The sequence below is a fragment of the Cyanobium gracile PCC 6307 genome (assembly GCF_000316515.1).
Classification (GTDB): domain Bacteria; phylum Cyanobacteriota; class Cyanobacteriia; order PCC-6307; family Cyanobiaceae; genus Cyanobium; species Cyanobium gracile.
In genome coordinates this window covers 2,669,485-2,691,300 of the sequence record NC_019675.1, presented here as the reverse complement: position 1 = coordinate 2,691,300, position 21,816 = coordinate 2,669,485, and the positions used below count along the sequence as shown (strand labels likewise).

The following is a 21,816-nucleotide window of genomic DNA, read 5'->3' as shown; positions in this document are numbered from 1 at the left end:
CGACCATGACCACGCTCCAAGGGTCAAGCCATGGGTCCGCCCGCCACGCCTTGACGGGGCTGCTGTTGACCGCTCCGGCGCTGCTGGCCCTGCTGATGGCCGGACCTGGGCAGGCGGGCAGCGACGGCGATCTGATGCGGCTGCTGAGCCAGCGCGACTGCCCCCGCTGCAAGCTGCAGGATGCCGACCTGGTCCATGCCGACCTGCGCGACGCCGACCTGCGCAGCGCCAAACTCCAGCGCGCCAACCTGGGCCAGGCCCGGCTGGACGGGGCCAACCTCAAGGGTGCCGACCTGCGCTTCACGAGCCTGCAGGGGGCGTCCCTGCGGGGTGCGGATCTGCGCGGGGCCAATCTGGAGGGCACCGACCTGCGCCAGAGCGACCTCAGCGGCGCCCAGATCGATCCCGGCGGGCTCGCCCGCAGCCATTGGCAGGACGCCCGGGGCGTGGCCCCCACGGTGCTGAGCTATCCGGAACTGCACAACGCCGGGGTCACCGCCGCCCTGGAGGGCCGCCATCCCCAGGCGGAGCAGCTGTTCTCCGAGGCAATCCGGCTGCAGCCGGACGCGGCGATCAGCTGGGTGGCCCGGGGCCTGAGCCGCACGGAACAGGGCAAGACCGAGCTGGCGGCCGCCGACCTGAACTACGCCGCCGTGCTCTACGGCCAGGCCGGCGAGGAGGCCCAGGCGAAACAGCTCAGCGAGGTGGCCATCGCCCTGCTCAAACCCGGCAAGAAAGCCAACCAGGGCAGCGGCATGGGCGGCCAGATGCTCTCCGGTGCCGCCTCCTTCGCCTCGGCGGTGGCCCCGCTGGCGATGAAGTTCCTGCTGCCACTGGCCTTCTGATGCGAGGGCCTGCTCAGGGGGTCATCGAAGGCTGGGGTGACCCGCCGAGGAAGGCCCGGGACGCAGGAGTGGAGGGCTGATAGCCATAGCCGTAGGTGCCGCCTTCGGTGTCATTGATGATGCGCGGCGTCACCATGATCACGAGCTCCCGCTTCTCGCGCTGGCTGGACGAGGCGCGGAAGAACTGGCCGACGATGGGGATGTCCCCGAGAATCGGCCACTTCGAGACCACGGCCCGATCGAAATCGGAAATCACGCCCGTCAAGATCAGGGTCTGGCCGTCGCGGACTCTCAGGACACCCGTATCCAGACGCCGGACCCGCAGGATGCTGATCGGGGGGCACTGGGCCCCGGCGCTGACCCTTTCCTCCACGGCGGAAATGCTGGGAGAGAGGGAGAAGGTGACGAAGCCGTTGTCATCGATCTTCTGGACGCGGGCCCCCAGCACCAGGCCAGCCGTCGAGAGTTCGCTGATGGTGCAACTCACGGTCGCCGAGGTTCCGGTCACATTGGAGGTGACATTGGTGGGCACATTGATCCCCACCCGAACGACGCCTTCATTGCCCCGCTTCCGGCCGATCGGGGCATCGATATTGTCGAAGGAGGAGGAGAAGATGCTGGATCCGGTGGTACCGCCACCACTGCCGCCGCCGCCACCTGCATCATCGCGCAGGATCGAGGGATCCTCCTGCAGGATCAGGGTGGGACTGGCGAGCACCTTGGAGTTGTCGGCGAGGATGCGAGCCTGGAAGAAATCGAAGAAGTTGTTGTTGGGATAAAGGGGTTGCCCGTTGGCTCCAACGCCGGCCCCTGGGTTGGTCTGACCCACAAACCCCGCAAGCGGCACCCCTGGCAGCAATGGAGCATCAAGGTTGCGCTGAACAGAGGCACCACCGAGAACGCCGCCGAAGTTGGCGGCCAGGGTGCCGTTGTCGTTGACGATGAAATTGTTGCCCCAGCGGAAGGCAAAGCTGTTGTAGAGATCGGTATCGTTCTGGAGGTTCACATCCAGGATCTTCACCGACAGGGCCACTTGGCGCTGGCGCAGATCGAGCTGCCGGAGGTACTGCTCGGCGATGGTGACCAGCCGCGGGGCGCCCACGAGGGTGATGGTGCCCAGACGGGTGTCGGTGGTGGCCCGCAGGCCGATCAGGGGGCCGTTGGTGGCCCCGAAGGATTCCACCGTGGTGGTGGTGCTGGCGGTGGTGGTGGAGGCTGTGGGGCCGCCGACGGGGGCGGCCGTGGCGGCGACCCCCTCGGACACCGCCGTGGTGATCGTGTTGGTCTTGGTGACCTGGGCCCCCAGGTTGGCCAGGTAGTCGGCCGCGGAGTTCGCCGGCACCTGGTTGAGCCGGTAGACCTTGGAGAGCTGGGCGCCGAAGCTCTTGGCCAGCACGTTGGGGCCGGCAAAGATAGTATTGCCGTCGCGCTTGCCCTGGAGCCCCGCCGCCAGCAGTGCCGAGTTGATCGCCCGGCCGTAGTTCTCGCGACGGAAGGAAATCGAGATCGGCCGCATTCCCGGTGCCGCGGCCGCCGCAGCGCCGGCAGCATTGGGTTCATCGACATAGACGAACCCGTAACCGCCCAGCTGGCTGAGCGCCATCAGCACATCCCGGGCCGGGGCGTTGCGGAGGGTCATCGTCACCGGCGGGCCGCTGACGGTTACATAGCTGGGGTTGCTGATGGTCATGGTTCCCACGGCCATGTCCCCCAGCGGTGGCGCCACGGCGCGGGGCTGCAGGGGGGGGATGAAGCCAGGCTGCGGCACCCGGCCCGGGGTGGTGACGTTGGGGGTGAGGGTCTGGAGGGTGCTCAGTGCCGGAGCGTTGAAGGTGAGAATCAGGCTGCGGCCGTCGGCACTCACCACGGGTCGGCCCACCGGAAATCCGGGGGTGGGGGACACCTGCAGCTCGAACAGATTGCCCGAACCATCGAAGCGGATGCTCTGCAGCCCGGCCTCGGGAAGGGACAGCTGGACCGGACCACGACGCAGGGTCATCGGCTGGGCCGTCTGCAAGCGGCCCAGCCACACGGCTCCCTGGGTGGTCTGCTGGAGCACGGGCGAAGGGCCGGCCCCTTCGATCACCACTTCCACCGCATCAGGCAGTCGTCGCAGCTTGATGTCGAGGGCGCCGCCGGCCTGGGCCATCTCCGTCGCCCGGGTGCTGGAGGTGGCTCCGGAAAGGGAGGGAACGACGGCTGCGGACGCGGCAGTGATACCGATCCCCTGGGGAACAACCATCAGACCCAGCGATGCCGAAAAAACGTGACTCCACCTACGTTTTGCCACGTTCCGCTGAACTCCGAATCCGTCGCATGGTATCGGCGAATGTGGGAATCGGCCAGTTGACGGATCCGGTTGCATCGGCATGGATTCAGTTGGGGGCTGCGGGCGCTGCGGGAGCAGGTGCTGGGGCCGGCGCAGGGGCCGGTGCTCCCGCCGGTGCCGGGGGGGTCGCCGCCGGGGCCGGGGTGCGGCTGTACAGGCCCAGGGTGAGCTTCATCTGCACCGGAGGGGTGGCGATGGTCTGCGGCGGCCGGCTGCCGGAGGGCCCCGTTTCGGGGATGGTGAGACTGAGATCGCTCTGAACCACGAGCACGTTGAGGGCCTCCAGACGACGCAGGAAGGCCAGCAGAGAGGGGAACGTGCCGCGGGCCGACACCAGCAGGGTGCGCAGGGTGAGCCCCTGCAGCGCCAGGGGATCGGCCGGTGGTGCCCCAGGGGCAGGGGCACCTCCCGCCGGCGGGGCCTGGCCCGCGGGGGGGGGTGGCAGGGGCCGCGGGCGGGGCGCCGGGGGCAGGGGCCGCGGCACCGGCAGCGGCGGGTGCCTGGGTGGGCTCGAACAGGGTCAGCTCGACGCCCGAGGCGGCGGCCTCACGGTCGAGCATGGCCAGGAAGGTGGACAGGTCGCCGTTGCCCGTGATCAGCCGCTCGATCTTGGCCTTGCTGGCCATGGCGGCCTCGGTGTTCTCCTGGGTGGTCACCAGCTGGCCCCGCATCAGCGTCACCTGGTCCCGCAGCTGCTCCAATTCCTGGAGGCGCTGGCTGTCGCGCTGCAGGCCGGCCCAGAGGGGCACGAGCCCCGCCAGGATCAGGAGCAGCCCGAGCCCGCCGAGCACCCCCGCCGGCAGCAGCAGCCAGATCAGGCGGAGACTGGCGACCGGTAGGCGCTTGGACCCCTGCTGAAGGTTGGTCATGGGATGAGGCCCTCCGCCTGGAGAAGTTGCAGCCGGCGCACCATGCCCTCCGATCCCAGCTGGCGCATGACGCTCAGCTGGCGGGCGGGGGGCAGGGTGGCGAACGCCCCCGACAGCTCGAAGCCGACCTTGGCGGGGGTGGGCGGCAGGGTGGCGGTCCCGGCCTGCCCGGCCGGCGCCTCGCTGGGCGGCACCCGCTCCAGCTTGACCAGAGCGACCCCCTTGGCTTTCAGCAGGGGGGAGCGAGAGAGCTCCAGCTGCAGGGCATTGATGCGGGCGAAAGCCAGCGGATCGAGGGCCTGTCCCTTGAGCACCAGATTCGTGCCTTCGGTCGCGGCGCTCTGGATCTGAATGCCTTCGGGGGTGCGCAGCTGCAGGTCGGCCAGAAGGGCCGAGGAGGTGCGCAGAGTGGTAAGGCCTTCGGTGAGGCGGCGGTTGGTGGCGGTGATCTGGTCGAGCTTGGCCCGGCTGGCGGCCATCTCCGCCTGCATCTGGGTGGACTCGGCCTCGAAGCGCGTCAGCTGGGCGGTCTGCATCCGGACGTACTGGAAGCGGAGGAACACCAGGGCGGTGGAGACGACAGCGCCCACCAGGACAGCTGCCCCGATCAGGGCACCGCGCAGCAGCAGGGGCCGTCGATCGAGCAGGGCTGAGACCATGCTCTCCTGGCCCAGTTCCTTGCGCCTCTCCCGAAGCAGATCGAGGATCGGTGGGCTCATCGGACCGACTCCGCCATCGCCAGCCCCTGCAGCACCAGGGACCCGAAGGGTTCAGGGGCGAGGATCTCGGCCCGCACGCCCAGGGCGTCCTGCAGGCGGTCCTGGCTGGGGAGAGGCGCGCTGAGCAACAGCCGGAGCCGACGGATGGAGGGGTCCCGGCGACGGTAGAAGGTCAGGCAGCGGTTCACCTCCCGGGCAAGGGATGCGTCGTCCTCGGGCAGCGACCAGTCGAAGACCGGCTCCGTCCCGCGCAGCAGCAGCAGCTGGCCGCCGGCCGGCAGCGGATGGATCAGCACGGTCAGTTCATCCTCGGGAGCCGCTTCCAGCAGGGAGGTGACCGCCGCCAGCCGGCAGGACTGGGCCGGGGCCAGCCGCTCCAGCTGCACTCCGGCCAGATTGAAGACATCGATCCAGTCGTTCACCAGCGTTCTGGGGGCCACCGCCATCAGCAGCCGGGGAGTGGATCCGGGCAGGGGCCGCAGATCGATCGTGGACTCCGCCAGGGGAACCGCCAGATTCAGGGGCGGGTCGATGGTGCGCAGGGCCGCGATGGGATCGTCGGGGATGGCCTCGAAGGGCCAGTCGAGAACCCGCCATTGCGCCGCCCCCTCGGGAAGGGAGGCCAGGACGACGGCATCGAGCAGGCCGTCGCGCACCAGAAGATCGCCGATCAGATCACCGAGGGGCTCCTTTTCCAGGGGCTGGCCATCCAGGCAGGTGAGGGGCGGCAGGGGCAGATCGATACTCACGGCCTCCGGCTCCGATCCCCTCAGCACCTGCCCCTTCAGGGAATCGTCCTGAAGCTCCAGCAGCAACTGGCGCGGGAAGAGCTGAGCGCGGATGGGCCTCAGACGATCCTCCAGATCATCCTTCAAGCCGGCCAGGCCAGAAAAAACCAAGGCTCCGATCCGGTGCCTGCGAAAGTTACCGAATCAAGGGCGCCAAGGCATCCCCGAACCTACAACTTCCGAAAGCGTCCGGCATCCATGGGCGTCCAGCTGCCGCGACAATCCCTCCAGAATCGACGGCACAAGTACGGGGCCTTCGTAGATCCAACCCGTATAGATCTGGATCAGGGACGCTCCCGCGCTGATCCGCTCCCAGGCGGCCTCAGCCGAATCGATGCCCCCCACACCGATCAGGGGCAGGGCCGGGCCGGCGGTCGCCCGCAGCCGCCGCAGCACCTCGACCGCCCGCCGGCGCAGGGGGCGACCGCTCAGCCCACCGGTCTCCTCGGCCAGGGTCCGGCCCGTGGCCACCAGCCGGCGGCCATCCAGTCCGAGCCGATGGACCGAGGTGTTCACGGCGATCACACCGGCCAGCCCCTCCTCGTAGGCCAGCCGGGCGATGGTGTCGATGGCGTCGTCCTCCAGGTCGGGGGCGATCTTGACCAGCAGGGGCGGACAGGCGGGCAGGCGCCGCAGCCGCTCCACCAGACGCCGGAGCTGGGCCTCCTCCTGCAGGTCCCGCAGCCCCGGGGTGTTGGGCGAGCTGACGTTGACCACGGCGTAGTCGGCCAGGGGGGCCAGAAGCTCAAGGGAGGCCGCGTAATCGTCCGGGGCCATCTCCAGCGACACCGCCTTCGATTTGCCCAGGTTGATGCCGAGCACCGCGGGCCGCTGCCCGGGGGGTGGCAGGACCTGGCGTTCCAGGGTCCGGCGCACCCCCCGGGCCCCGTCGTTGTTGAACCCCATGCGGTTGAGGGCCGCCCGTTCCTCGGCCAGCCGGAACAGCCGCGGCCGCGGGTTGCCCTGCTGGGGCTGCCAGGTGATGGTGCCCAGCTCGGCGAAGCCGAAGCCGAAGCGGTGCCAGATGGCCGCCGCCACCCCGTTCTTGTCGAAGCCCGCGGCCAGCCCCACCGGATTGGCGAAGCGACAGCCGAACAGGGTCTGCTCCAGACGGGGATCCCGCCGCTGCAGCTCGGCCCCGAGGCCCTCCAGGCTGCCGCTCACCAGGGGCCAGTTGCGGCGCAGGGCCGCCTGGCCCAGGGCCAGGAGGGTGAGGCGGCTCAGCTGCTCGGCATCGGCGCCGTCGTCACGGCGCAGCAGGGGCCCGATGAACCGGGCATAGAGGGCGCCGGTCCCCACCTGGCCGCCGCTGGTCGTTGGCTCCTGCGGCATCCCTTTCTCCTCACTGCGGCCTGTCCAATCCTCCCGCGCCGCGCTCCAGGCGCCAGCACCCGTTGCCCAGGGGTCTGACGAGCCAGTCGCGCCAGAGCCAGGGCTCCACCTTCCCTTCGAGACCGGCCGTGGGCACCTCCAGCAGCCTGGCGAGTTCGACGGCCCTCAGGCTGTAGCCGCCCGCCGCCAGCCGGTCGGCCAGCTCCAGCCGGGAGAGCAGCTGCTGGAGCGACGGCGGGGCCGGATCGAGAGGGTCGGCGAGCGCCGGGGACTCCGCCGCGGGGACCTCGGCCTCCGGATCGGCGGCGTCAGGGGCTCCCGGCTCCGGCGACCGGCCGGGCCGGGCTTCGGTCGCCAGGGCCGGGGACTGGCCGCGGGAAAAGGCGACCGCGATCGTGTCACAGCGGTCGTTGTCCGGATCCCCGCTGTGGCCGCGCACATGGCGCAGGGCCAGACCGGGCAGCCGGGCGGCATCCAGCCGTTCCCAGAGGTCACGGTTGAGCACGGCGCCACCGGAGGCGGTGCGCCATCCCTTGCGCTTCCAGCCGGCCATCCACTTCTCGAAGCCGTCGATCAGATAGCGGCTGTCGGTGCGAAGCACCAGATCCGGGTGGCGCGGCAGCTCCCGCAGGGCCTCCAGCACCGCCAGGGCGGCGGTCAGCTCCATGCGGTTGTTGGTGGTGGCCGCGTCCGCCCCCCCCAGCTCCCGACGGGAGCCGTCCTCGAAGCGCAGCAGGGCGCCCCAGCCCCCCGGGCCGGGGTTGCCGCTGCAGGCCCCGTCACAGGCGGCAGCCACTACCCGCACCGGTCGATCACCCATGGAGTCGTCTTGACAGCATCGCTTGAATGGGTCCCTCTCTCCCGGAGAACGCCCGGGCCCTGGAGGTGTTCCCATGCAGCGAACCTACCTGGCCCTGGCGGGTCTGGCCCTGGCCGGAGCCGGCCTGCCGATGGTCCAGCCCCGGCTGGCCATGGCCGCCGGCCTTTTCCAGAGCGCCGACGTCGACGCCGAACGCTTCGCGGTGCTGGCCCGCCCGGTGGGCGACAACGACTGGACGCTCCTGGTGCTGGAGCAGCTGACCCCGCAGCCCGCCTGCTGGCAGGCCCGCCCGGACGGCCTGGTGGATCCGACCCTCAACCGGTTCGACTACACCGGCATCTGCAACCGCTACCTCGACAGCAACGGCTATTCCCTGCGGGTCGCCGAGCAGGACCTGGGCACCGCCTACCGGTTGCGGGTGCAGCAGGTGGGATCCCGCCTCGAGCTCCAGGCCATCACCCCCGGCACCTCGGCCATCCTCGTGGTGGGCAGGGCCGACATTCCCCTGCGGGATCGCGACGGCTTCGTGGCCCTCAGGCTCGAGCCGGGCTGGGATCTGAAGCGGCGCACCTACGGGGAACGGGCCCTGAGCCACCTCTACTTCGCCAGCGCCACCCCCCTCGAGCAGCTGATCGCCAACGCCGGCGGCTCCCCCACCTGGCGCCGGCCCCTCGGCCCCGGCCGGGCCCAGCCGCCGGCCCTCTCCCCCATCGAACCGGCCGCAGGTGAAGGTGAGGACACCATGGCGCTGGGCAACTCCGGCCGGGCCGTCGCCCTCCAGGTGATCCCCTACAGCGGCAGCAACAGCAGCGGCGAAGGTCTCTGAGCCACTGGCCGGTTCCGGGCTGTGGCCAGTTGAATCTCCGGACCTCCCAGCCGCCACCCCCCATTCCACCCGCTTATTCTGATCTGGTGAGGAGTGAAGGACGCTCTTCCAGGGTCGAAACGAGGACAGACTCCCGGAATCGTTCCATCTCCAGAGCCCTGCCTTCGGCGGGGCTCTTTTTTTATGCCTGGATCGTGCCGCCATCGCGTGGCCCATGAAAAAGCCGGCCCCGAAGGACCGGCTGAGAACAGAGGCGGTTGCCGGACCCGCAGGCCCGGCGACGGCGGGTCACTTGATGGAGACCTTGCCACCCACTTCTTCAATGCTCTTCTTGAGAGCTTCGGCATCGGCCTTGGAGATGCCTTCCTTGACGGCCTTGGGAGCGGCTTCAACCAGGGCCTTGGCTTCGCCCAGACCGAGGCCGGTGGCCTCGCGGACGGCCTTGAGCACCTTGATCTTGGCGGCCGGATCGAAGCCATCGAGGATGACGTCGAATTCGGTCTGCTCCTCGACCGCCTCAGCGGCAGCGCCGGGGGCGGCGGCGGCCACGACAACGCCGGCGGAAGCGGCGGCGGACACGCCGAAGGCCTCTTCGATCTGCTTGACGAGCTCGGAAGCCTCAAGCAGGGAGAGGGTTTTCAGTTGTTCGAGAATCTGGTCGGTGGTAGCGGACATGGGGGGGAATCAGCAACAGAACGGGAGGATCGGTGGAACCCAGGGGTTCGCGGGGTGCGAACTCAGCCTTCGCCGGATTCGGCGTGCTGCTTGAGCGCCCTGGCGAGACCGGACGGAACCTCGTTGATGCCCACAGCCAGCTTGGTGGCCAGGCCATTGATCGCACCGGCGATCTGGGCCATGAGCACCTCCTTGGAGGGCAGATCCCCGATGGCCTTGATGTCGTCTGGGGAAAGGAGCTTGCCTTCGAAAAGGCCTCCCTTCACATCCGACTTCTTGGTGTCCTTCTGGAAGGACTGCAGGGCCTTCACCGCACCGCCGACGTCGCCCTTGACCAGGACGAAGGCGTTGGTGCCGGTGAGCAGGGAATCGAGATCCGACCAGGCGCTGTCACCATCGATGGCACGGCGCATCAAGGTGTTTTTGGTCACCTTGCACACACCGTTGCTGGCCTGCAGACGGGTCCGCAGATCAGTCATCTCCTTGATGGTCAGGCCCTTGTAATCAAGGACCAGCGCCATTTCGGCTTCACCGAGGAGCCCCTTGAGCTCTTCGACGATCTGTTGCTTGTTCTCCAGCGTGCGGCCCATAGGAGGTGGATCGGATCGGGGGAACAAGCAGGGAACGCGGTCCGGACGGCCTCCCCTTGCGGGTGGGCTTCGAGGCCGCTCATCGCTCCGCTCCGATCTGAAGGACTCCGTTGGAGCCCCCAGCCCAGGCAAAAACCAATCGCGTGAACCTCGGCAGGACTTACGGCAGGGAACGACCGACCGGAATCGGCGACCCTGACGACCTGCTGTCTTGGGTGGGGCGCGTGCCCTTCTGGACGAATCCAGCCCGTTGACTTTACATCACGGCAGGCCCAGCTCCCGCAGCCGTGCCACCCAGCGGCCATAACCGGCGGCATTGAGGTGGACACCATCCACCGTGTAGGCGCGCCTGAGGCCATCGCCATCCGCCATCACCGGGGTGAGGTCAACGAAGTCCCGGGGGGGCGTCTGGCGGGCGAGCAGCGCGTTGAGCTCGGCCACCCGGCGGACCCCGTCGGCACCGCAGCGGAAGCTGGCGCAGGGAATCGTGGACTGGATGATCACCCGGGCCCCGGTGCCGATCTGGAGGCCGGTCCGCAGCCATTGGATCCTGCCGGCGATCCGGCCGGGGTCATAGCCCCAGACGATGTCGTTGATGCCCACCATCACCAGGTAGGTGCCGGCCCCGGTACGGCGGATCTGGGGCAGGCGGGCCATCAACTGGAAGCTGGTGTCACCGCTGATGCCCTGGTTGAACACCACCCGATCGGGGAAGGCCGCCTGCCAGTCGCCCTGGGCCGTGAGCGAATCACCGACGAAGGTGACCGGGGCCTCACGGCGCGGAGCCTGGGTCGGCTCCACAGCCATCGAAGAGGACGGGTGCCTGGAGAACAGGCCCCAGCCCAGCGCCAGCAGGGTGAGCGGCAGCGCCACCCAGCCGGCGATCCGCAGCCATGAGGAGGCAGGCACCGCGGACGCTCAACTCTCCTGCTTGATGTCCTGCAGAGCGGCGAAGTCGACCTGCACCGAGGGGCCCATGGTGGAGGCGAGGTAGAGGCTCCTCCAGTAGCGGCCCTTGGCACCGCTGGGCTTGTTGCGGTCGATGGTTTCCTGCAGGGCCTTGAGGTTCTCCAGCAGCTTGGCGGTGTCGAAGCTGGCCTTGCCGAAACGCACGTGGACGATGCCGGCCCGGTCGGCCCGGAACTCCAGCTTGCCGGCCTTGAACTCGCTGATGGCGCCACCCAGATCGGTGGTCACCGTGCCGGCCTTCGGGTTCGGCATCAGGCCGCGGGGACCGAGCACCCGGCCGAGCTTGGCCACCTTCGGCATCATGTCGGGGGTGGCGATCAGCAGATCGAAGTCGATGGCGCCACCGGCGATCTGGTCGACCAGCTCATCGTCGCCGGCCAGGTCGGCACCGGCGGCCTTGGCTTCGGCCACCTTCTCGCCCCGGGCGATCACGGCGATACGGATGGTCTGGCCGGTGCCGTGGGGCAGGGCCACGGTGGTGCGCAGCTGCTGGTCGGTGTACTTGGGGTCGATGCCCAGGCGCACATGGGCCTCGATCGTTTCGTCGAACTTGGCGGTGGCGTTGTCCTTGACCAGCTCGAGGGCCTCGAGCGGTTCGTAGGCGCGGTCCTCCACCTTGGCGGCGAGGGCGGTGAAGCGTTTGGAGACTTTTGTCATGGCGGTAAGGGGTGCGGACGACCGTGATCGGTCTCCCCCGGAGAGGTGAACGGAATGGAACGACGACCGCTGGCGGTCAGTCCTTGACGGCGACGCCCATGTTGCGGGCGGTGCCTTCGATGATGCGCATGGCCGACTCGACGCTGGTGCAGTTGAGGTCGGGCAGCTTGGTCTTGGCGATCTCCTCGAGCTGGGAGCGGCTGATGGCACCCACCGCTCCCTTGGCGGACGTGGCGGCACCCTTGTCGATGCCGGCCGCCTTGGAGATCAGCACCGAAGCGGGCGGGGTCTTGGTGATGAAGGTGAAGCTGCGGTCTTCGAAGACCGAGATCTCCACCGGGATCACATACCCGGCCTTCTCCTGGGTGCGGGCGTTGTACTCCTTGCAGAACGCCATGATGTTGACCCCGTGCTGACCGAGGGCAGGGCCCACCGGTGGTGCGGGGTTCGCTTTGCCGGCCTGGAGGGCCAGCTTGATCACAGCTACGACTTTCTTGGCCATCGGCTGGGCTGGGGGACGGAACTCCCTTGCGGGAGTGAGGGACGGAACTCCCTCGCGGGAGGCTTGCGGATCGCCGGGGCGGTGACCGGCCCGGCGGGATGGCGGCCCGGTGGGGGACCGCCCAGGGCCGCCCTCCGCAGGGAGGCGGCCGCCGCTCGATCAGCTCTGTTTGCTGATCTGGGAGAACTCGAGCTCCACCGGGGTCTCCCTGCCGAAGATCGACAGGAGGGCCTTCAGCTTGCTGCGTTCGCCGGAGACCTCGATCACCTCGCCCTGGAAGTCCTTGAACGGACCGGCCGTGACGAGGATCTGATCGCCCTCGGTGAGGTCGACCTTGAGGACGGGCTTCTTCTCGGCGGCACGCTTGAAGATGCGATCCACCTCCTGGCGGCTGAGGGGCCGGGGCCGGATGTGCCCCCGGGCCTTACCGGTGGCGCGGCGTTCCTCCTGGCCGACGAAATTGATGACGTTGGGGGTGCTGCGCACCGCCATCATCGTGTCCTCATCGAGGACCATGCGCACCAGCACGTAGCCGGGGAACACCTTCTCCTCGATCGACTGGCGGCTGCCGTCCTTCTTGAGCTTCACGCCGGGGGTCTGGGGGATCTCGATCTCGAGGATCCGGTTGCTCACCCCGAGGGTGACGGCCCGCTGCTCCAGGGTGGCCTTGACCTTCTTCTCGCAGCTGGAGGCCACCTGGACGGCGAACCAGCGGGCCACCTGGGGCTTGGCGGCTTCGGCGGCTTCGGCACCGCCCTCGGCGGCGGGGTCCGTGCCGTCCACAGTGGGGGCGGTGCCCTCAGCGGGGAGCTCCAGCACCTCGGGGGCGTCCGGTTCGATCTCAGGCACGGCAGACAGGGGAAGGGTCATCAACGGAAGATCTGGGTCGATCCCCAGTGATAGAAGCGGTCGATCGCGGCGATCGCGGCGGCCGAAAGGCTCACCATCAGGATCACCGCCACCGATTCGCTGAACAGCTGCTGACGGCTCGGCCAGACGACCTTGCGCAGCTCCGCGAGCGTCACCGCCACGAAGCCGGTGGGCTCCCTCTCCTCGGAGGGGAAGCCGTCCGGGGCCTCGTCCGGTTCGGACGTGCCGTTCCCCCGGGCCAGGGGCCCGTCGGGACTGCTCGTGGTGGTGGTGACGGGGGGAATGGGTTCCACGGTGTGGATTCCGATGGCTGCCCTGGTGTCGGCAGACATCGACAAACGATCACCCTACCGGACGTCCTTCCCCGCCGTCCCCCAGAGGGACAAAGCGGAAGCCCGCCTCGCCGGAGCCGGCGAGCTCCAGCCGCACCCCCCTGGCCGCCGTGAAGTGATCCTCGAGCAGTTCGGTGGCCAGGGGGTTCTCGATGCGACGCCGCAGCACCCGGCGCAGGGGCCGGGCCCCGTACTCCGGCTCGTAGCCCTGTTCGGCCAGGGCCACCACGACGGCCTCGTCGATCTCCAGTTCCAGGTGCTGCTCCCGCAGCAGCAGGGCCAGCTCCGCCAGCTGCAGCCGCACGATCCGCTCGAGATCGGCGCGGGCCAGTGGACGGAAACGGATCACCTCGTCGATGCGGTTGAGGAACTCCGGCCGGAACTGGCGCGCGAGGGCCTCCTCCACCGCCCGATCGAGGCTGCGGTCCCGGGCCTGCTCCCCCTCCTCGGGGCCGGGATCCCCCGGGTCGCCGGGGGAGGGGACAGCGCGGGCCCGCTCGAGGATGGCGCGGCTGGCCAGGTTGCTGGTCATGATCACCACCGTGTGGCGGAAGTCGACCGTGCGGCCCTGGGAATCGGTGAGGCGGCCGTCATCGAGCACCTGCAGCAGCAGGTTGAACACATCGGGGTGGGCCTTTTCCACCTCGTCGAGCAGCAGCACCGCATAGGGGCGGCGGCGCACCGCCTCGGTGAGCTGGCCCCCCTCCTCATACCCCACGTAGCCGGGAGGGGCCCCCACCAGGCGGGCAACGGCGTTGCGCTCCATGAATTCGCTCATGTCCAGCCGCACCAGCGCCTCCTCCTCATCGAACAGGGCCGCCGCCAGGGCCTTGGCCAGTTCCGTCTTGCCGACGCCCGTGGGCCCCAGGAACAGGAACGACCCCACCGGCCGGGTGGGGGCCTGCATGCCCGCCCGGGAACGGCGGATCGAGGCCGCCACCGCCGCCACCGCCTCCGGCTGGCCGATCACCCGCCCGGCGAGCCGCTGCTCCAGCTCCAGCAGCTTCTGCCGTTCGCCGGCCAGCAGCTGCTGCACGGGGATGCCGGTCGAGCGGGCCACCACGTCGGCGATGTCCCCCTCCTCCACCTGCTCCCGCAGCATCGGATCGCTCTGCAGTTCCGCCTCCAGGGCCGCCCGGCGCTGCTGCACCCCGTGCAGCTGGTCGTACTGGAGCCGGGCCGCCTCCTCCAGGTCCCCGTCCCGCTCGGCTTCGGCGATGGCGTGGCGCAGGTCCTCGTCCTGCTGCAGCAGCTCCCGCAGCTCGGCCAGGCGCTCCCTCTCCCCCGCCCAGCGCCGCTGCAGGCGGTCGAGCTGCTCGTGGGCGAGGCGCCGCTGCTCCTGCAGCTGCACCCGCTCCTCCAGGGGCGCCGCCTCGGCGGCCAGCAGCGCCAGTTCCACGCGCCGCAGCTCCGCCTCGGCCGCCTCCACCACCTGGGGCTTGGAGGTGGCCTCCATGCGCAGGTTGGCGGCCGCCTCATCGATCAGGTCGATGGCCGAATCCGGCAGGCAGCGGTCGCTGATGTAGCGGGAGGCCAGCCGGGACGCCGCCACCAGGGCCCCATCGGTGATGGTGACGCCATGGTGGAGCTCGTAGCGCTCCTTCAGCCCCCGCAGGATCTCAAGGCAGGTGGGGCCATCGGGTTCGCGGATCACCACCTGCTGGAAGCGGCGCTCCAGGGCCGGATCCTTCTCGATGCTGCGCCGGTAGTCCTCGGGGGTGGTGGCGCCGATGCAGCGCAGGTCGCCGCGGGCCAGCACCGGCTTGAGGATGCTGGCCGCATCGGCGCCGGAGCGGTCGCTGCCCACCACCGTGTGCAGTTCGTCGATGAACAGCACCACGCCGCCGGCCCGGCCGCCTTCCCCGTCCTCGCCGCGCACCCCGTCGTTGTCGCGGACCTCGGCCAGCACGCTGCGCAGGCGCTCCTCGAACTGGCCGCGGAACTTGGCCCCGGCGATCAGGGCCCCCAGATCCAGGGCCACCAGCCGCAGGCCCCGCAGGGCATCGGGCACCTCGCCGGCCACGATCCGCTGGGCCAGGGATTCGGCCACGGCCGTCTTGCCGACGCCGGGCTCACCGATCAGCACCGGGTTGTTCTTGCTGCGCCGGGATAGCACCTGGATCAGCCGGCGGATCTCGGTGTCGCGCCCCACCACCGGATCGAGTTCGCCGGCCCTGGCGGCGGCGGTGAGGTCGCGGCCGTAGCGGTCGAGGGCGCCGGGTTCAGGCTCCCCCTCCCGCTGCAGGGCCATGGCGGGCTCCTGCGCCGACGGTGGCCGCGGCGGGGCGGGGGCCGCGGCTGCCCGCGAGGGGACCGGCGGTGGCGGGGCCGGGGCCGGCCGGGCCGGGGTCGATGTCGGCGCCAGCGACGGGGCGGGGGCGGCCGACACCACGGCGGCCCCGGCGGAAGCGGCCTCGCCCGCAGCCGGCAGGGGGCGCCACTGGCGCAGCAGCAGGTCCTCGCTCAGCCCCTCCTCCGCCAGCAGCGACGCCCCGATGCGCGGCTCCACCAGCAGGGCCAGCAGCAGGTGGGGCACATCCAGCAGGCGGGATCCCCAGCCGGCCCGGCGCCGATCGGCCTCCTCCAGCAGATCCTCGAGGGCATCGCCGATGTAGAGGGTGCCGCCGCCGCCGTCCGGCTGCTCGGCGCAGAAGGTCTCGAGCCGGTCCAGCAGCCGGTCCTCGTCGAGGGGCAGGGGGTCCACCCAGCTGGCGAAGCGCCGGTTCAGCAGCAGGGTGAGCAGCAGGTGCTCCACGTCCATGGCGCCGTGTCGCCAGCGGCGGGCCTGGTCCTGGGAGGCGATCAGCAGATCCCAGGCGGCGTCGCTGAAGCGGTCGGGGTCGCTGGTGAGGCTGGCCGCAGCGCCCCCCGCGCCCCGGTCGTCACGCAGGCGGGAATCAGTGCGCATCGGAGGGGGACGACGTCTGGATCAGTTCCACCTTGTAGCCGTCGGGATCCTCCACGAAGGCGAGCACGGTGGTGCCGTGCTGCTTCGGGCCGGGCTCCCGGACCACCCGGCCGCCCTTGGCGGCGATCGCCGCGCAGGTGGCGTAGATGTCATCGACACCGATGGCCAGATGGCCGAACCCCGTGCCGATCTCGTAGGCGCTGGTGTCCCAGTTGTGGGTGAGCTCGAGCACGGTGGTGTCCGTCTCGTCGCCGTAGCCCACAAAGGCCAGGGTGTAGGCGCCGCCGGGATAGTCCTTGCGGCGCAGCAGCTTCATGCCCAGCACCTCGGTGTAGAAGCGCAGGGAGCGCTCCAGATCGCCCACCCGGAGCATGGTGTGGAGGAGTCGCATCGGCGGTGCACCAGTGGGGCCATTCTGACGAGAGGGGTGGCGCAGGGAACACAGGCAGGGGCGTGGGGCCCCCCATAGGATTCGCCCACCAGCACACCCCCTGTGTACGACTCCCTCGACCTCGTCATCGACTCCATCGTTGCCCGCGAAGTGCTCGACTCCCGCGGCACCCCCACGGTGGAAGCCGAGGTGTATCTGGAGGGGGGCGCCAGCGGCCGCGCCATCGTGCCCAGCGGCGCCAGCACCGGCGCCCATGAGGCCCACGAACTGCGCGACGGCGAGAAGGCTTACTTCGGCAAGGGCGTCAGCAAGGCGGTGGAGAACATCGAGGAACGCATCGCCCCGGCCCTCTGCGGCCTGAGCGCCCTTGACCAGGGCGCCGTCGACGAGGCCATGAACGAACTCGACGGCAGCGACAACAAATCCGCCCTCGGCGCCAACGCGATCCTGGCCGTGAGCCTGGCCACGGCCCACGCCGCCGCCAAGGCCCTCGGGCTGCCCCTCTACCGCTACCTGGGCGGCCCGATGGCCACCCTGCTGCCGGTGCCGCTGATGAACGTCATCAACGGCGGCGCCCACGCCTCCAACAACCTGGACTTCCAGGAGTTCATGCTGGTGCCCCACGGCGCCGGCAGCTTCCGCGAGGCCCTGCGCATGGGCGCCGAGGTGTTCCACACCCTCAAGGGGCTGCTCAAGGATCAGGGCCTCTCCACGGCCGTGGGCGATGAGGGCGGCTTCGCCCCCGACCTGGCCGGCAACGACGCCGCCGGGGAGCTGCTGATGCAGGCGATCGAGAAGGCCGGCTACCGGCCCGGCGACCAGATCTCCCTGGCCCTCGACGTGGCCAGCACCGAGTTCTATGCCGATGGCCGTTACGCCTTCGGCGGCGGCAGCTACAGCAGCGCCGAGATGGTCGACCAGCTGGCGGCCCTGGCGGGCCGCTTCCCGATCGTCTCGATCGAGGACGGCCTGGCCGAGGACGACTGGGAGGGCTGGCGCCTGCTGACCGAGCGCCTGGGGGGCACGGTGCAGCTGGTGGGCGACGACCTGTTCGTGACCAACACCACCCGGCTGCAGCAGGGGATCGAGCAAGGCATTGCCAACTCGATCCTGATCAAGGTGAACCAGATCGGCTCGCTGACCGAAACCCTGCAGGCCATCGACATGGCCACGCGGGCCGGCTACACCAGCGTGATCAGCCACCGCAGCGGCGAGACGGAGGATGTGACCATCGCCGATCTGGCGGTGGCCACCCGGGCCGGCCAGATCAAGACAGGCTCCCTCAGCCGCAGCGACCGGGTCGCCAAGTACAACCAGCTGCTGCGCATCGAGGACGAACTGGGCAGCCAGGCGGTGTATGCCGGCGTGGAGGACCGGGGGCCGCGGGGCAAGGGCTGAGTCGCAGCTTGCTTGGGTCCGCGCCCGGCCCGGCTCAGTCCGGCCGGGCCGGGGCCGCCACACCGGGCAGCTGATCCAGGCGGCCATCGCGCTGGAGGCGGGCCTGCATCTTCAGCCAGCCGGCGGTGAGGGGCACCGCCAGCACCAGGGGCACGGCGGTGAGCACGGGGCGACCGCTCACCGCCAGCACCGAGGCCGCCACCGCCAGGGCGCCGAGCAGGAACGACTGGCCGGCGCTCTGCTGGGCCAGGGCCAGGCGCCGCAGCAGGCGATCGGTTTCGCCGGCGCGGATCAGCACCTGGAGATCCCCCTGTTCGATGCGGGCCAGGCTCTCGTCCAGCCGCCGGGGGATCCCGAAGGCGCGGCTGCCCACTTCGGCCGCCTGGCGGGAGAGCTCGCTGAACAGTTCGTTGGGGCCGTTGCCGCTGGCGGTCATGAGGGGCAACAGGTAGGGACGGGCGATGGCGATCAGGCTAAAGCCCGGATCGAGGCTGCGGCCCACCCCCTCGAAGGTGGAGAGGGCCCGCATCACGAAGATCAGCTCGGGCGGCAGCCGGAACGGCTGGCCGTAGACGAGTTCGTAGAGGTCACCGGAGAGCTTGTCGATGACGTTGGCGCTGAAGGGTGGCGTGAGGGCTTCGGTGAGCATCACCCGCACCAGCCGCCGCACCGGCCCCTGGTCGATGCCCGCGGCGATCAGCCCGGCCTGCTGCAGCTCATCCACCAGGGAGGCGGCATCCCGGGCCGCCGCGGCCCGCACCATCCGCCCGAGCCTGCTGCGCAGCCGCTCGGAGATCTGGCCCATCATGCCGAAGTCGTAGTAGATCAGCGCCCCGTCGCTGGCGACCGCGAGGTTGCCGGGGTGGGGGTCGGCATGGAAGAAGCCGAAGCGGACCAGCTGCTGCAGGTAGCTGGCCGCCCCCTTCTCGGCAATGGCCGCCGGATCGATGCCGGCGCGCACCAGGGCCTCCCGGTCGTTGATCTTGATGCCGGGGACGTAGTCGAGGCAGAGCACCCGCCGGGAGCTCAGTTCCCAGACCACCGCCGGGATGCGGATGCCGGGGTCGTCGAGGAACTGCTGGCGGAACCGGGCGGCGTGCTCGGCCTCGAGGCGGAAATCGAGCTCCCGCAGCAGCACCCGCCGGCACTCCTTGGCGATGCCCACCCAGTCACGGCCGGCGCCCCAGCGGGGATGGCGCTGCACCGCGGCCGCCACCTGCTGCAGCACCTCCAGATCGAGGCGGAACAGGCGCTCCAGCCCCGGCCGCTGCACCTTGAACACCACCTGGCGGCCGCTGCGCAGGCTGGCCCGGTGCACCTGGGCCAGGCTGGCCGAGCCAAGAGGCATGACCTCCAGATCGATGATCTCGGCCCGCCGCTCCCCCAGCTCCTGCTCCAGCAGGGACTCCACGACGGGGAAGGGGAACGCCGGCACCCGGTCCTGCAGATGGGCCAGTTCCTCCACCACGTCGGCGGGGAGAACGTCGGGGCGGGCCGAGAGCAGCTGGCCGAGCTTGATGAAGGCGGAACCGAGCTCGAGGAACTGGGCCGTGAGCCAGCGGGCCCGACGGCGCTGGCGGATGGCCTGGCGTTCGGGGGTGCGTCCGCCCGGGTAGGTCCAGGGCCGGGCATCCCACCAGAGGCCGGCCAGCAGTTGGAGCACGAGGCGCCAGATGCGCAGCGAACGCCAGAGGCGGGACAGCAGGATCCCGGGGGTGGAGAGGGCCGCCATCAGGGCTGCCCCGGAGACCGCGGCGGACCATCGGGGGCGGCGGGCATCCGGTCGAGGCGCCGGGAGAGTTCGGCCACCTTGGCCCGAAGGGCATCGATGCGCTCCTGGGGATCCTCGGCGGCGCCGCCCCGGGACCCTGCGGCACCGGCGTCGCGGTCGTTCTCGATTCGTTGCGCTTCCATCGACACCTCCTCCCAGAACAGACTCAGCTCCTGCTGCACCCTGGCGGGGGCCTCCTGGGCGAGGGCCGCCAGGGTGGCGGCCACATCGGCCAGGCCGCTGCCCAGGCGGGCGGCCAGGCGGTTCATGGCCGCCTTGGCGAGGGACTGCGGCGCGCTCATGACTTGGCCGGACGGATCACCGAACTGTGGCAGATCAGGGCTGGCTTCCGGGGGCCGGTGGGGCGCTCAGCGGCGGCGGGGCGATCGGCGCCGGGCCGGCCTCCTCCCGCTCGCGGGCCGGTGGCGTGCGCGGCGGCGGCAGGACAGGGACCGCCGGGAGCCCGGCATCGGCGGCCCCGGGCGCGGCCGGCTGGTCGGTCGGGGGCGTCTCAGCGCCCTCGAGCAGGCGCTGGCGTTCCTGGGCGTCCCGCTCCTCCATCTGACGCCGGCGCTCCTCAATCGCGGCCGCCTCCTGCTTCTGCTCCTGCTCCAGCTCAAGCAGGTCGAGATCGCCGCGGATCTCGCGGGCGTCGCCGCCGAAGCGCTGGCGCAGGGAATCGAGCGTCGTCCCCGGGGCGGGCTGCACATCGAAGCGCTGGCTGGCGCCCCCCTCCTCGGGGCCGCCGAGGCTCAGCAGGCGCAGGCTGGCGGCGTAGCCAACCCCGAAGCAGAGCCCCACGATCGCCCACAGCCGCCAGTCCCAGGCGGGGCGGCCCCCCGCCCGCTGCTTGCCCGCGGGGGGCGCTCCCCGTGGAGGGGCACCGCCGGGACGGGAAGGGGGCCTGGCCGTGACCATCGACGTCAGCACATGCGCTGCCATCTTGCCCGGATGGGGCCGGCGCACCAGTCGGCGCGGGCCGGTCGACTCAGGTGGTGTAGTCGGCGTTGATGCGTACGTACTGATCCGAGAGGTCGCAGCCCCAGGCCAGGCCGCTGCCCGGGCCCTCGCCGACCCGCAGCCGGATCGCCACCGTGTCGTCGGCCAGATAGGCCCCGGCGGCCCGGGCCTTCAGGTAGGCGGAGGCGGCCGGGCGGTCGAAGGCCAGGGGCTGGCCCGCCGCCATCAGCTGGTGCTCCCCCAGCCACAGGGCCACGGCCTGCGGGTCAAAGGCCACCCCGGCCCGGCCCGCGGCGGCCACGATCCGGCCCCAGTTGGGGTCGCGGCCGTGGACGGCGCACTTCACCAGCGACGAGCCGGCCACGGTGCGGGCGATGGCGCGGGCGCCGGCGTCATCGGTGGCGCCCTCCACCTGCACCGCGATCAGGCAGGTGGCGCCCTCGCCGTCGCGAGCGATCGCCCGGGCCAGGTGCTGCGACACCGCCGTCAGGCCGGCCTCCAGTGCCGCGAAGTTCTCCGGGCCCAGGGGCTCGCCGGCGGCAAAAGCCAGGTACGTGTCGTTGGTGCTGGTGTCGCCGTCCACCGTGATGGCGTTGAAGGAGCGATCCACTGCCCGCTTCACCATGTCCTGCCAGACATCGGCCGGCACGCCGGCGTCGCAGGTGAGGTAGCCCAGCATCGTGGCCATATCGGGGTGGATCATCCCCGAGCCCTTGGCCATGCCGCCGATCCGCACCGTGCGGCCGCCGAGCTGGGCCTCCAGGGCGATCTCCTTGGCCACCAGGTCGGTGGTGAGGATCGCCTGGGCGGCGGCGCCGCCGCCATCGGGGCCCAGGGCCGCCACCAGGGGATCGAGCCCCGCCAGCAGCGTCTGCATCGGGATCGGCACGCCGATGACGCCGGTGGAGCAGATCAGCACCGCTTCGGGCGCCAGGCCCAGCCGTCCGGCCAGCTCGGCGGTGGCCCGCAGGCTGTCGGCCAGGCCGCGCTCACCGGTGCAGGCGTTGGCCTGCCCCGAGTTGGTGAGCACCGCCCGGGCGTGGCCGCCGCCGGACTCCAGGCGCTCGGCGCACAGATCCACGCAGGCGGCCCGCACCAGCGAGGTGGTGAAGGTGCCGGCGCAGACGGCGCCGGGCGGGGCCAGCAACAGGCTGAGATCCGGCTTGCCGGAGGCCTTGAGGCCGGCGGTGACGGCGGCGGCCAGGAAGCCCTGCGGGGCGGTGACGCCGCCGGGGATCGGGGTCCAGGGGTGGGTCAAGGCGGAG

The 21,816-nt window shown here is 70.7% G+C and carries 22 protein-coding genes; 3 read left to right on the top strand and 19 right to left on the bottom strand.

All coding sequences use genetic code 11. The annotated features are described in order from the left end of the window. The first annotated feature begins 65 nt into the window (after positions 1–65). Complete coding sequence (locus CYAGR_RS12995; RefSeq protein ID WP_245552523.1) at positions 66–845, top strand: pentapeptide repeat-containing protein; 780 nt, start codon at positions 66–68, stop codon at positions 843–845. A gap of 13 nt (positions 846–858) precedes the next feature. On the opposite strand, the gene CYAGR_RS12990 is transcribed toward CYAGR_RS12995, so the two are convergent. The 6 genes from CYAGR_RS12990 to CYAGR_RS12960 all read right to left on the bottom strand — a co-directional run bounded on the left by CYAGR_RS12990 (position 859) and on the right by CYAGR_RS12960 (position 7,702). Beyond that, positions 859–3,087 carry a type II secretion system protein GspD gene (locus CYAGR_RS12990; protein ID WP_015110291.1) on the bottom strand — a complete coding sequence of 743 codons (2,229 nt, stop codon included), beginning with the start codon at positions 3,085–3,087 and terminating at the stop codon, positions 859–861. A 133-nt stretch (positions 3,088–3,220) separates the two neighbouring features. Continuing rightward, positions 3,221–3,658, bottom strand: coding sequence for a hypothetical protein (locus CYAGR_RS18540; RefSeq protein WP_043325874.1), 438 nt, complete (start codon positions 3,656–3,658; stop codon positions 3,221–3,223). Between the two features lie 381 nt (positions 3,659–4,039). After that, the gene (locus CYAGR_RS12975; RefSeq protein ID WP_015110289.1) at positions 4,040–4,762 is read right to left on the bottom strand and encodes a PilN domain-containing protein; all 723 of its coding nucleotides are present in this window, start codon (positions 4,760–4,762) and stop codon (positions 4,040–4,042) included. After that, positions 4,759–5,637 (bottom strand): type IV pilus biogenesis protein PilM, encoded by an 879-nt coding sequence (locus tag CYAGR_RS12970; protein WP_043325868.1) that lies wholly within the window; start codon positions 5,635–5,637, stop codon positions 4,759–4,761. The genes CYAGR_RS12975 and CYAGR_RS12970 overlap by 4 nt, the downstream gene beginning before the upstream one ends. Before the next feature lie 57 nt (positions 5,638–5,694). Next, complete coding sequence (locus tag CYAGR_RS12965) at positions 5,695–6,882, bottom strand: quinone-dependent dihydroorotate dehydrogenase (RefSeq protein WP_015110287.1); 1,188 nt, start codon at positions 6,880–6,882, stop codon at positions 5,695–5,697. Between the two features lie 10 nt (positions 6,883–6,892). Then, positions 6,893–7,702, bottom strand: a complete 810-nt coding sequence (locus CYAGR_RS12960) for a ribonuclease H family protein (RefSeq protein WP_015110286.1) — start codon at positions 7,700–7,702, stop codon at positions 6,893–6,895. A gap of 73 nt (positions 7,703–7,775) precedes the next feature. Between CYAGR_RS12960 and CYAGR_RS12955 the strand changes: the two genes are divergently transcribed. Next, positions 7,776–8,528, top strand: coding sequence for a DUF3747 domain-containing protein (locus CYAGR_RS12955; protein ID WP_015110285.1), 753 nt, complete (start codon positions 7,776–7,778; stop codon positions 8,526–8,528). Between the two features lie 288 nt (positions 8,529–8,816). On the opposite strand, the gene rplL is transcribed toward CYAGR_RS12955, so the two are convergent. From rplL to gloA, 9 genes are all read right to left on the bottom strand, one after another. Next, positions 8,817–9,203, bottom strand: coding sequence for a 50S ribosomal protein L7/L12 (gene rplL / locus CYAGR_RS12950; RefSeq protein ID WP_015110284.1), 387 nt, complete (start codon positions 9,201–9,203; stop codon positions 8,817–8,819). 62 nt (positions 9,204–9,265) lie between these two features. Beyond that, on the bottom strand, positions 9,266–9,793 hold the full coding sequence (rplJ, locus tag CYAGR_RS12945; RefSeq protein ID WP_015110283.1) for a 50S ribosomal protein L10: 528 nt from the start codon (positions 9,791–9,793) through the stop codon (positions 9,266–9,268). A 261-nt stretch (positions 9,794–10,054) separates the two neighbouring features. Continuing rightward, positions 10,055–10,702: a GDSL-type esterase/lipase family protein gene (locus CYAGR_RS12940; protein ID WP_015110282.1), complete on the bottom strand. Its 648-nt coding sequence runs from the start codon at positions 10,700–10,702 to the stop codon at positions 10,055–10,057. Between the two features lie 9 nt (positions 10,703–10,711). Continuing rightward, complete coding sequence (rplA, locus tag CYAGR_RS12935; RefSeq protein WP_015110281.1) at positions 10,712–11,419, bottom strand: 50S ribosomal protein L1; 708 nt, start codon at positions 11,417–11,419, stop codon at positions 10,712–10,714. A gap of 76 nt (positions 11,420–11,495) precedes the next feature. Then, the gene (gene rplK / locus CYAGR_RS12930; RefSeq protein WP_015110280.1) at positions 11,496–11,921 is read right to left on the bottom strand and encodes a 50S ribosomal protein L11; all 426 of its coding nucleotides are present in this window, start codon (positions 11,919–11,921) and stop codon (positions 11,496–11,498) included. A 159-nt stretch (positions 11,922–12,080) separates the two neighbouring features. Then, positions 12,081–12,791: a transcription termination/antitermination protein NusG gene (gene nusG, locus CYAGR_RS12925; protein WP_015110279.1), complete on the bottom strand. Its 711-nt coding sequence runs from the start codon at positions 12,789–12,791 to the stop codon at positions 12,081–12,083. Continuing rightward, on the bottom strand, positions 12,791–13,123 hold the full coding sequence (secE, locus tag CYAGR_RS12920) for a preprotein translocase subunit SecE (RefSeq protein ID WP_015110278.1): 333 nt from the start codon (positions 13,121–13,123) through the stop codon (positions 12,791–12,793). The genes nusG and secE overlap by 1 nt, the downstream gene beginning before the upstream one ends. A 10-nt stretch (positions 13,124–13,133) precedes the next feature. After that, positions 13,134–16,031 (bottom strand): ATP-dependent Clp protease ATP-binding subunit, encoded by a 2,898-nt coding sequence (locus CYAGR_RS12915; RefSeq protein ID WP_015110277.1) that lies wholly within the window; start codon positions 16,029–16,031, stop codon positions 13,134–13,136. Beyond that, the gene (gene gloA / locus CYAGR_RS12910; protein WP_015110276.1) at positions 16,021–16,422 is read right to left on the bottom strand and encodes a lactoylglutathione lyase; all 402 of its coding nucleotides are present in this window, start codon (positions 16,420–16,422) and stop codon (positions 16,021–16,023) included. Before gloA ends, CYAGR_RS12915 begins: the two co-directional genes overlap by 11 nt. A 102-nt stretch (positions 16,423–16,524) precedes the next feature. Here gloA and eno point away from each other — a divergent pair, with 102 nt between their 5' ends. Beyond that, positions 16,525–17,820 (top strand): phosphopyruvate hydratase, encoded by a 1,296-nt coding sequence (gene eno / locus CYAGR_RS12905; protein ID WP_015110275.1) that lies wholly within the window; start codon positions 16,525–16,527, stop codon positions 17,818–17,820. Between the two features lie 34 nt (positions 17,821–17,854). Here the strand turns inward: eno and CYAGR_RS12900 are convergent, their stop codons facing one another. The 4 genes from CYAGR_RS12900 to argJ are packed head-to-tail and all read right to left on the bottom strand — an operon-like array spanning position 17,855 to position 21,809. Beyond that, positions 17,855–19,552: an ABC1 kinase family protein gene (locus CYAGR_RS12900; protein ID WP_015110274.1), complete on the bottom strand. Its 1,698-nt coding sequence runs from the start codon at positions 19,550–19,552 to the stop codon at positions 17,855–17,857. Further along, positions 19,552–19,893, bottom strand: coding sequence for a hypothetical protein (locus CYAGR_RS12895; RefSeq protein ID WP_015110273.1), 342 nt, complete (start codon positions 19,891–19,893; stop codon positions 19,552–19,554). The genes CYAGR_RS12900 and CYAGR_RS12895 overlap by 1 nt, the downstream gene beginning before the upstream one ends. 34 nt (positions 19,894–19,927) lie before the next feature. Beyond that, positions 19,928–20,533 carry a hypothetical protein gene (locus CYAGR_RS12890; RefSeq protein WP_216593350.1) on the bottom strand — a complete coding sequence of 202 codons (606 nt, stop codon included), beginning with the start codon at positions 20,531–20,533 and terminating at the stop codon, positions 19,928–19,930. A gap of 46 nt (positions 20,534–20,579) precedes the next feature. Continuing rightward, positions 20,580–21,809, bottom strand: a complete 1,230-nt coding sequence (argJ, locus tag CYAGR_RS12885) for a bifunctional glutamate N-acetyltransferase/amino-acid acetyltransferase ArgJ (RefSeq protein WP_015110271.1) — start codon at positions 21,807–21,809, stop codon at positions 20,580–20,582. Positions 21,810–21,816 lie beyond the last annotated feature (7 nt).

Coding starts and splice junctions, on each gene's coding strand:
- rplK (WP_015110280.1), bottom strand. CDS start 11,921: ATGGCCAAGAAAGTCGTAGCTGTGATCAAGCTGGCCCTCCAGGCCGGC.
- secE (WP_015110278.1), bottom strand. CDS start 13,123: ATGTCTGCCGACACCAGGGCAGCCATCGGAATCCACACCGTGGAACCC.
- rplA (WP_015110281.1), bottom strand. CDS start 11,419: ATGACAAAAGTCTCCAAACGCTTCACCGCCCTCGCCGCCAAGGTGGAG.
- rplL (WP_015110284.1), bottom strand. CDS start 9,203: ATGTCCGCTACCACCGACCAGATTCTCGAACAACTGAAAACCCTCTCC.
- CYAGR_RS12975 (WP_015110289.1), bottom strand. CDS start 4,762: ATGAGCCCACCGATCCTCGATCTGCTTCGGGAGAGGCGCAAGGAACTG.
- CYAGR_RS12915 (WP_015110277.1), bottom strand. CDS start 16,031: ATGCGCACTGATTCCCGCCTGCGTGACGACCGGGGCGCGGGGGGCGCT.
- CYAGR_RS12960 (WP_015110286.1), bottom strand. CDS start 7,702: ATGGGTGATCGACCGGTGCGGGTAGTGGCTGCCGCCTGTGACGGGGCC.
- CYAGR_RS12895 (WP_015110273.1), bottom strand. CDS start 19,893: ATGAGCGCGCCGCAGTCCCTCGCCAAGGCGGCCATGAACCGCCTGGCC.
- CYAGR_RS12890 (WP_216593350.1), bottom strand. CDS start 20,533: ATGGCAGCGCATGTGCTGACGTCGATGGTCACGGCCAGGCCCCCTTCC.
- CYAGR_RS12900 (WP_015110274.1), bottom strand. CDS start 19,552: ATGGCGGCCCTCTCCACCCCCGGGATCCTGCTGTCCCGCCTCTGGCGT.
- CYAGR_RS12990 (WP_015110291.1), bottom strand. CDS start 3,087: ATGGTTGTTCCCCAGGGGATCGGTATCACTGCCGCGTCCGCAGCCGTC.
- rplJ (WP_015110283.1), bottom strand. CDS start 9,793: ATGGGCCGCACGCTGGAGAACAAGCAACAGATCGTCGAAGAGCTCAAG.
- gloA (WP_015110276.1), bottom strand. CDS start 16,422: ATGCGACTCCTCCACACCATGCTCCGGGTGGGCGATCTGGAGCGCTCC.
- CYAGR_RS12965 (WP_015110287.1), bottom strand. CDS start 6,882: ATGCCGCAGGAGCCAACGACCAGCGGCGGCCAGGTGGGGACCGGCGCC.
- CYAGR_RS12955 (WP_015110285.1), top strand. CDS start 7,776: ATGCAGCGAACCTACCTGGCCCTGGCGGGTCTGGCCCTGGCCGGAGCC.
- nusG (WP_015110279.1), bottom strand. CDS start 12,791: ATGACCCTTCCCCTGTCTGCCGTGCCTGAGATCGAACCGGACGCCCCC.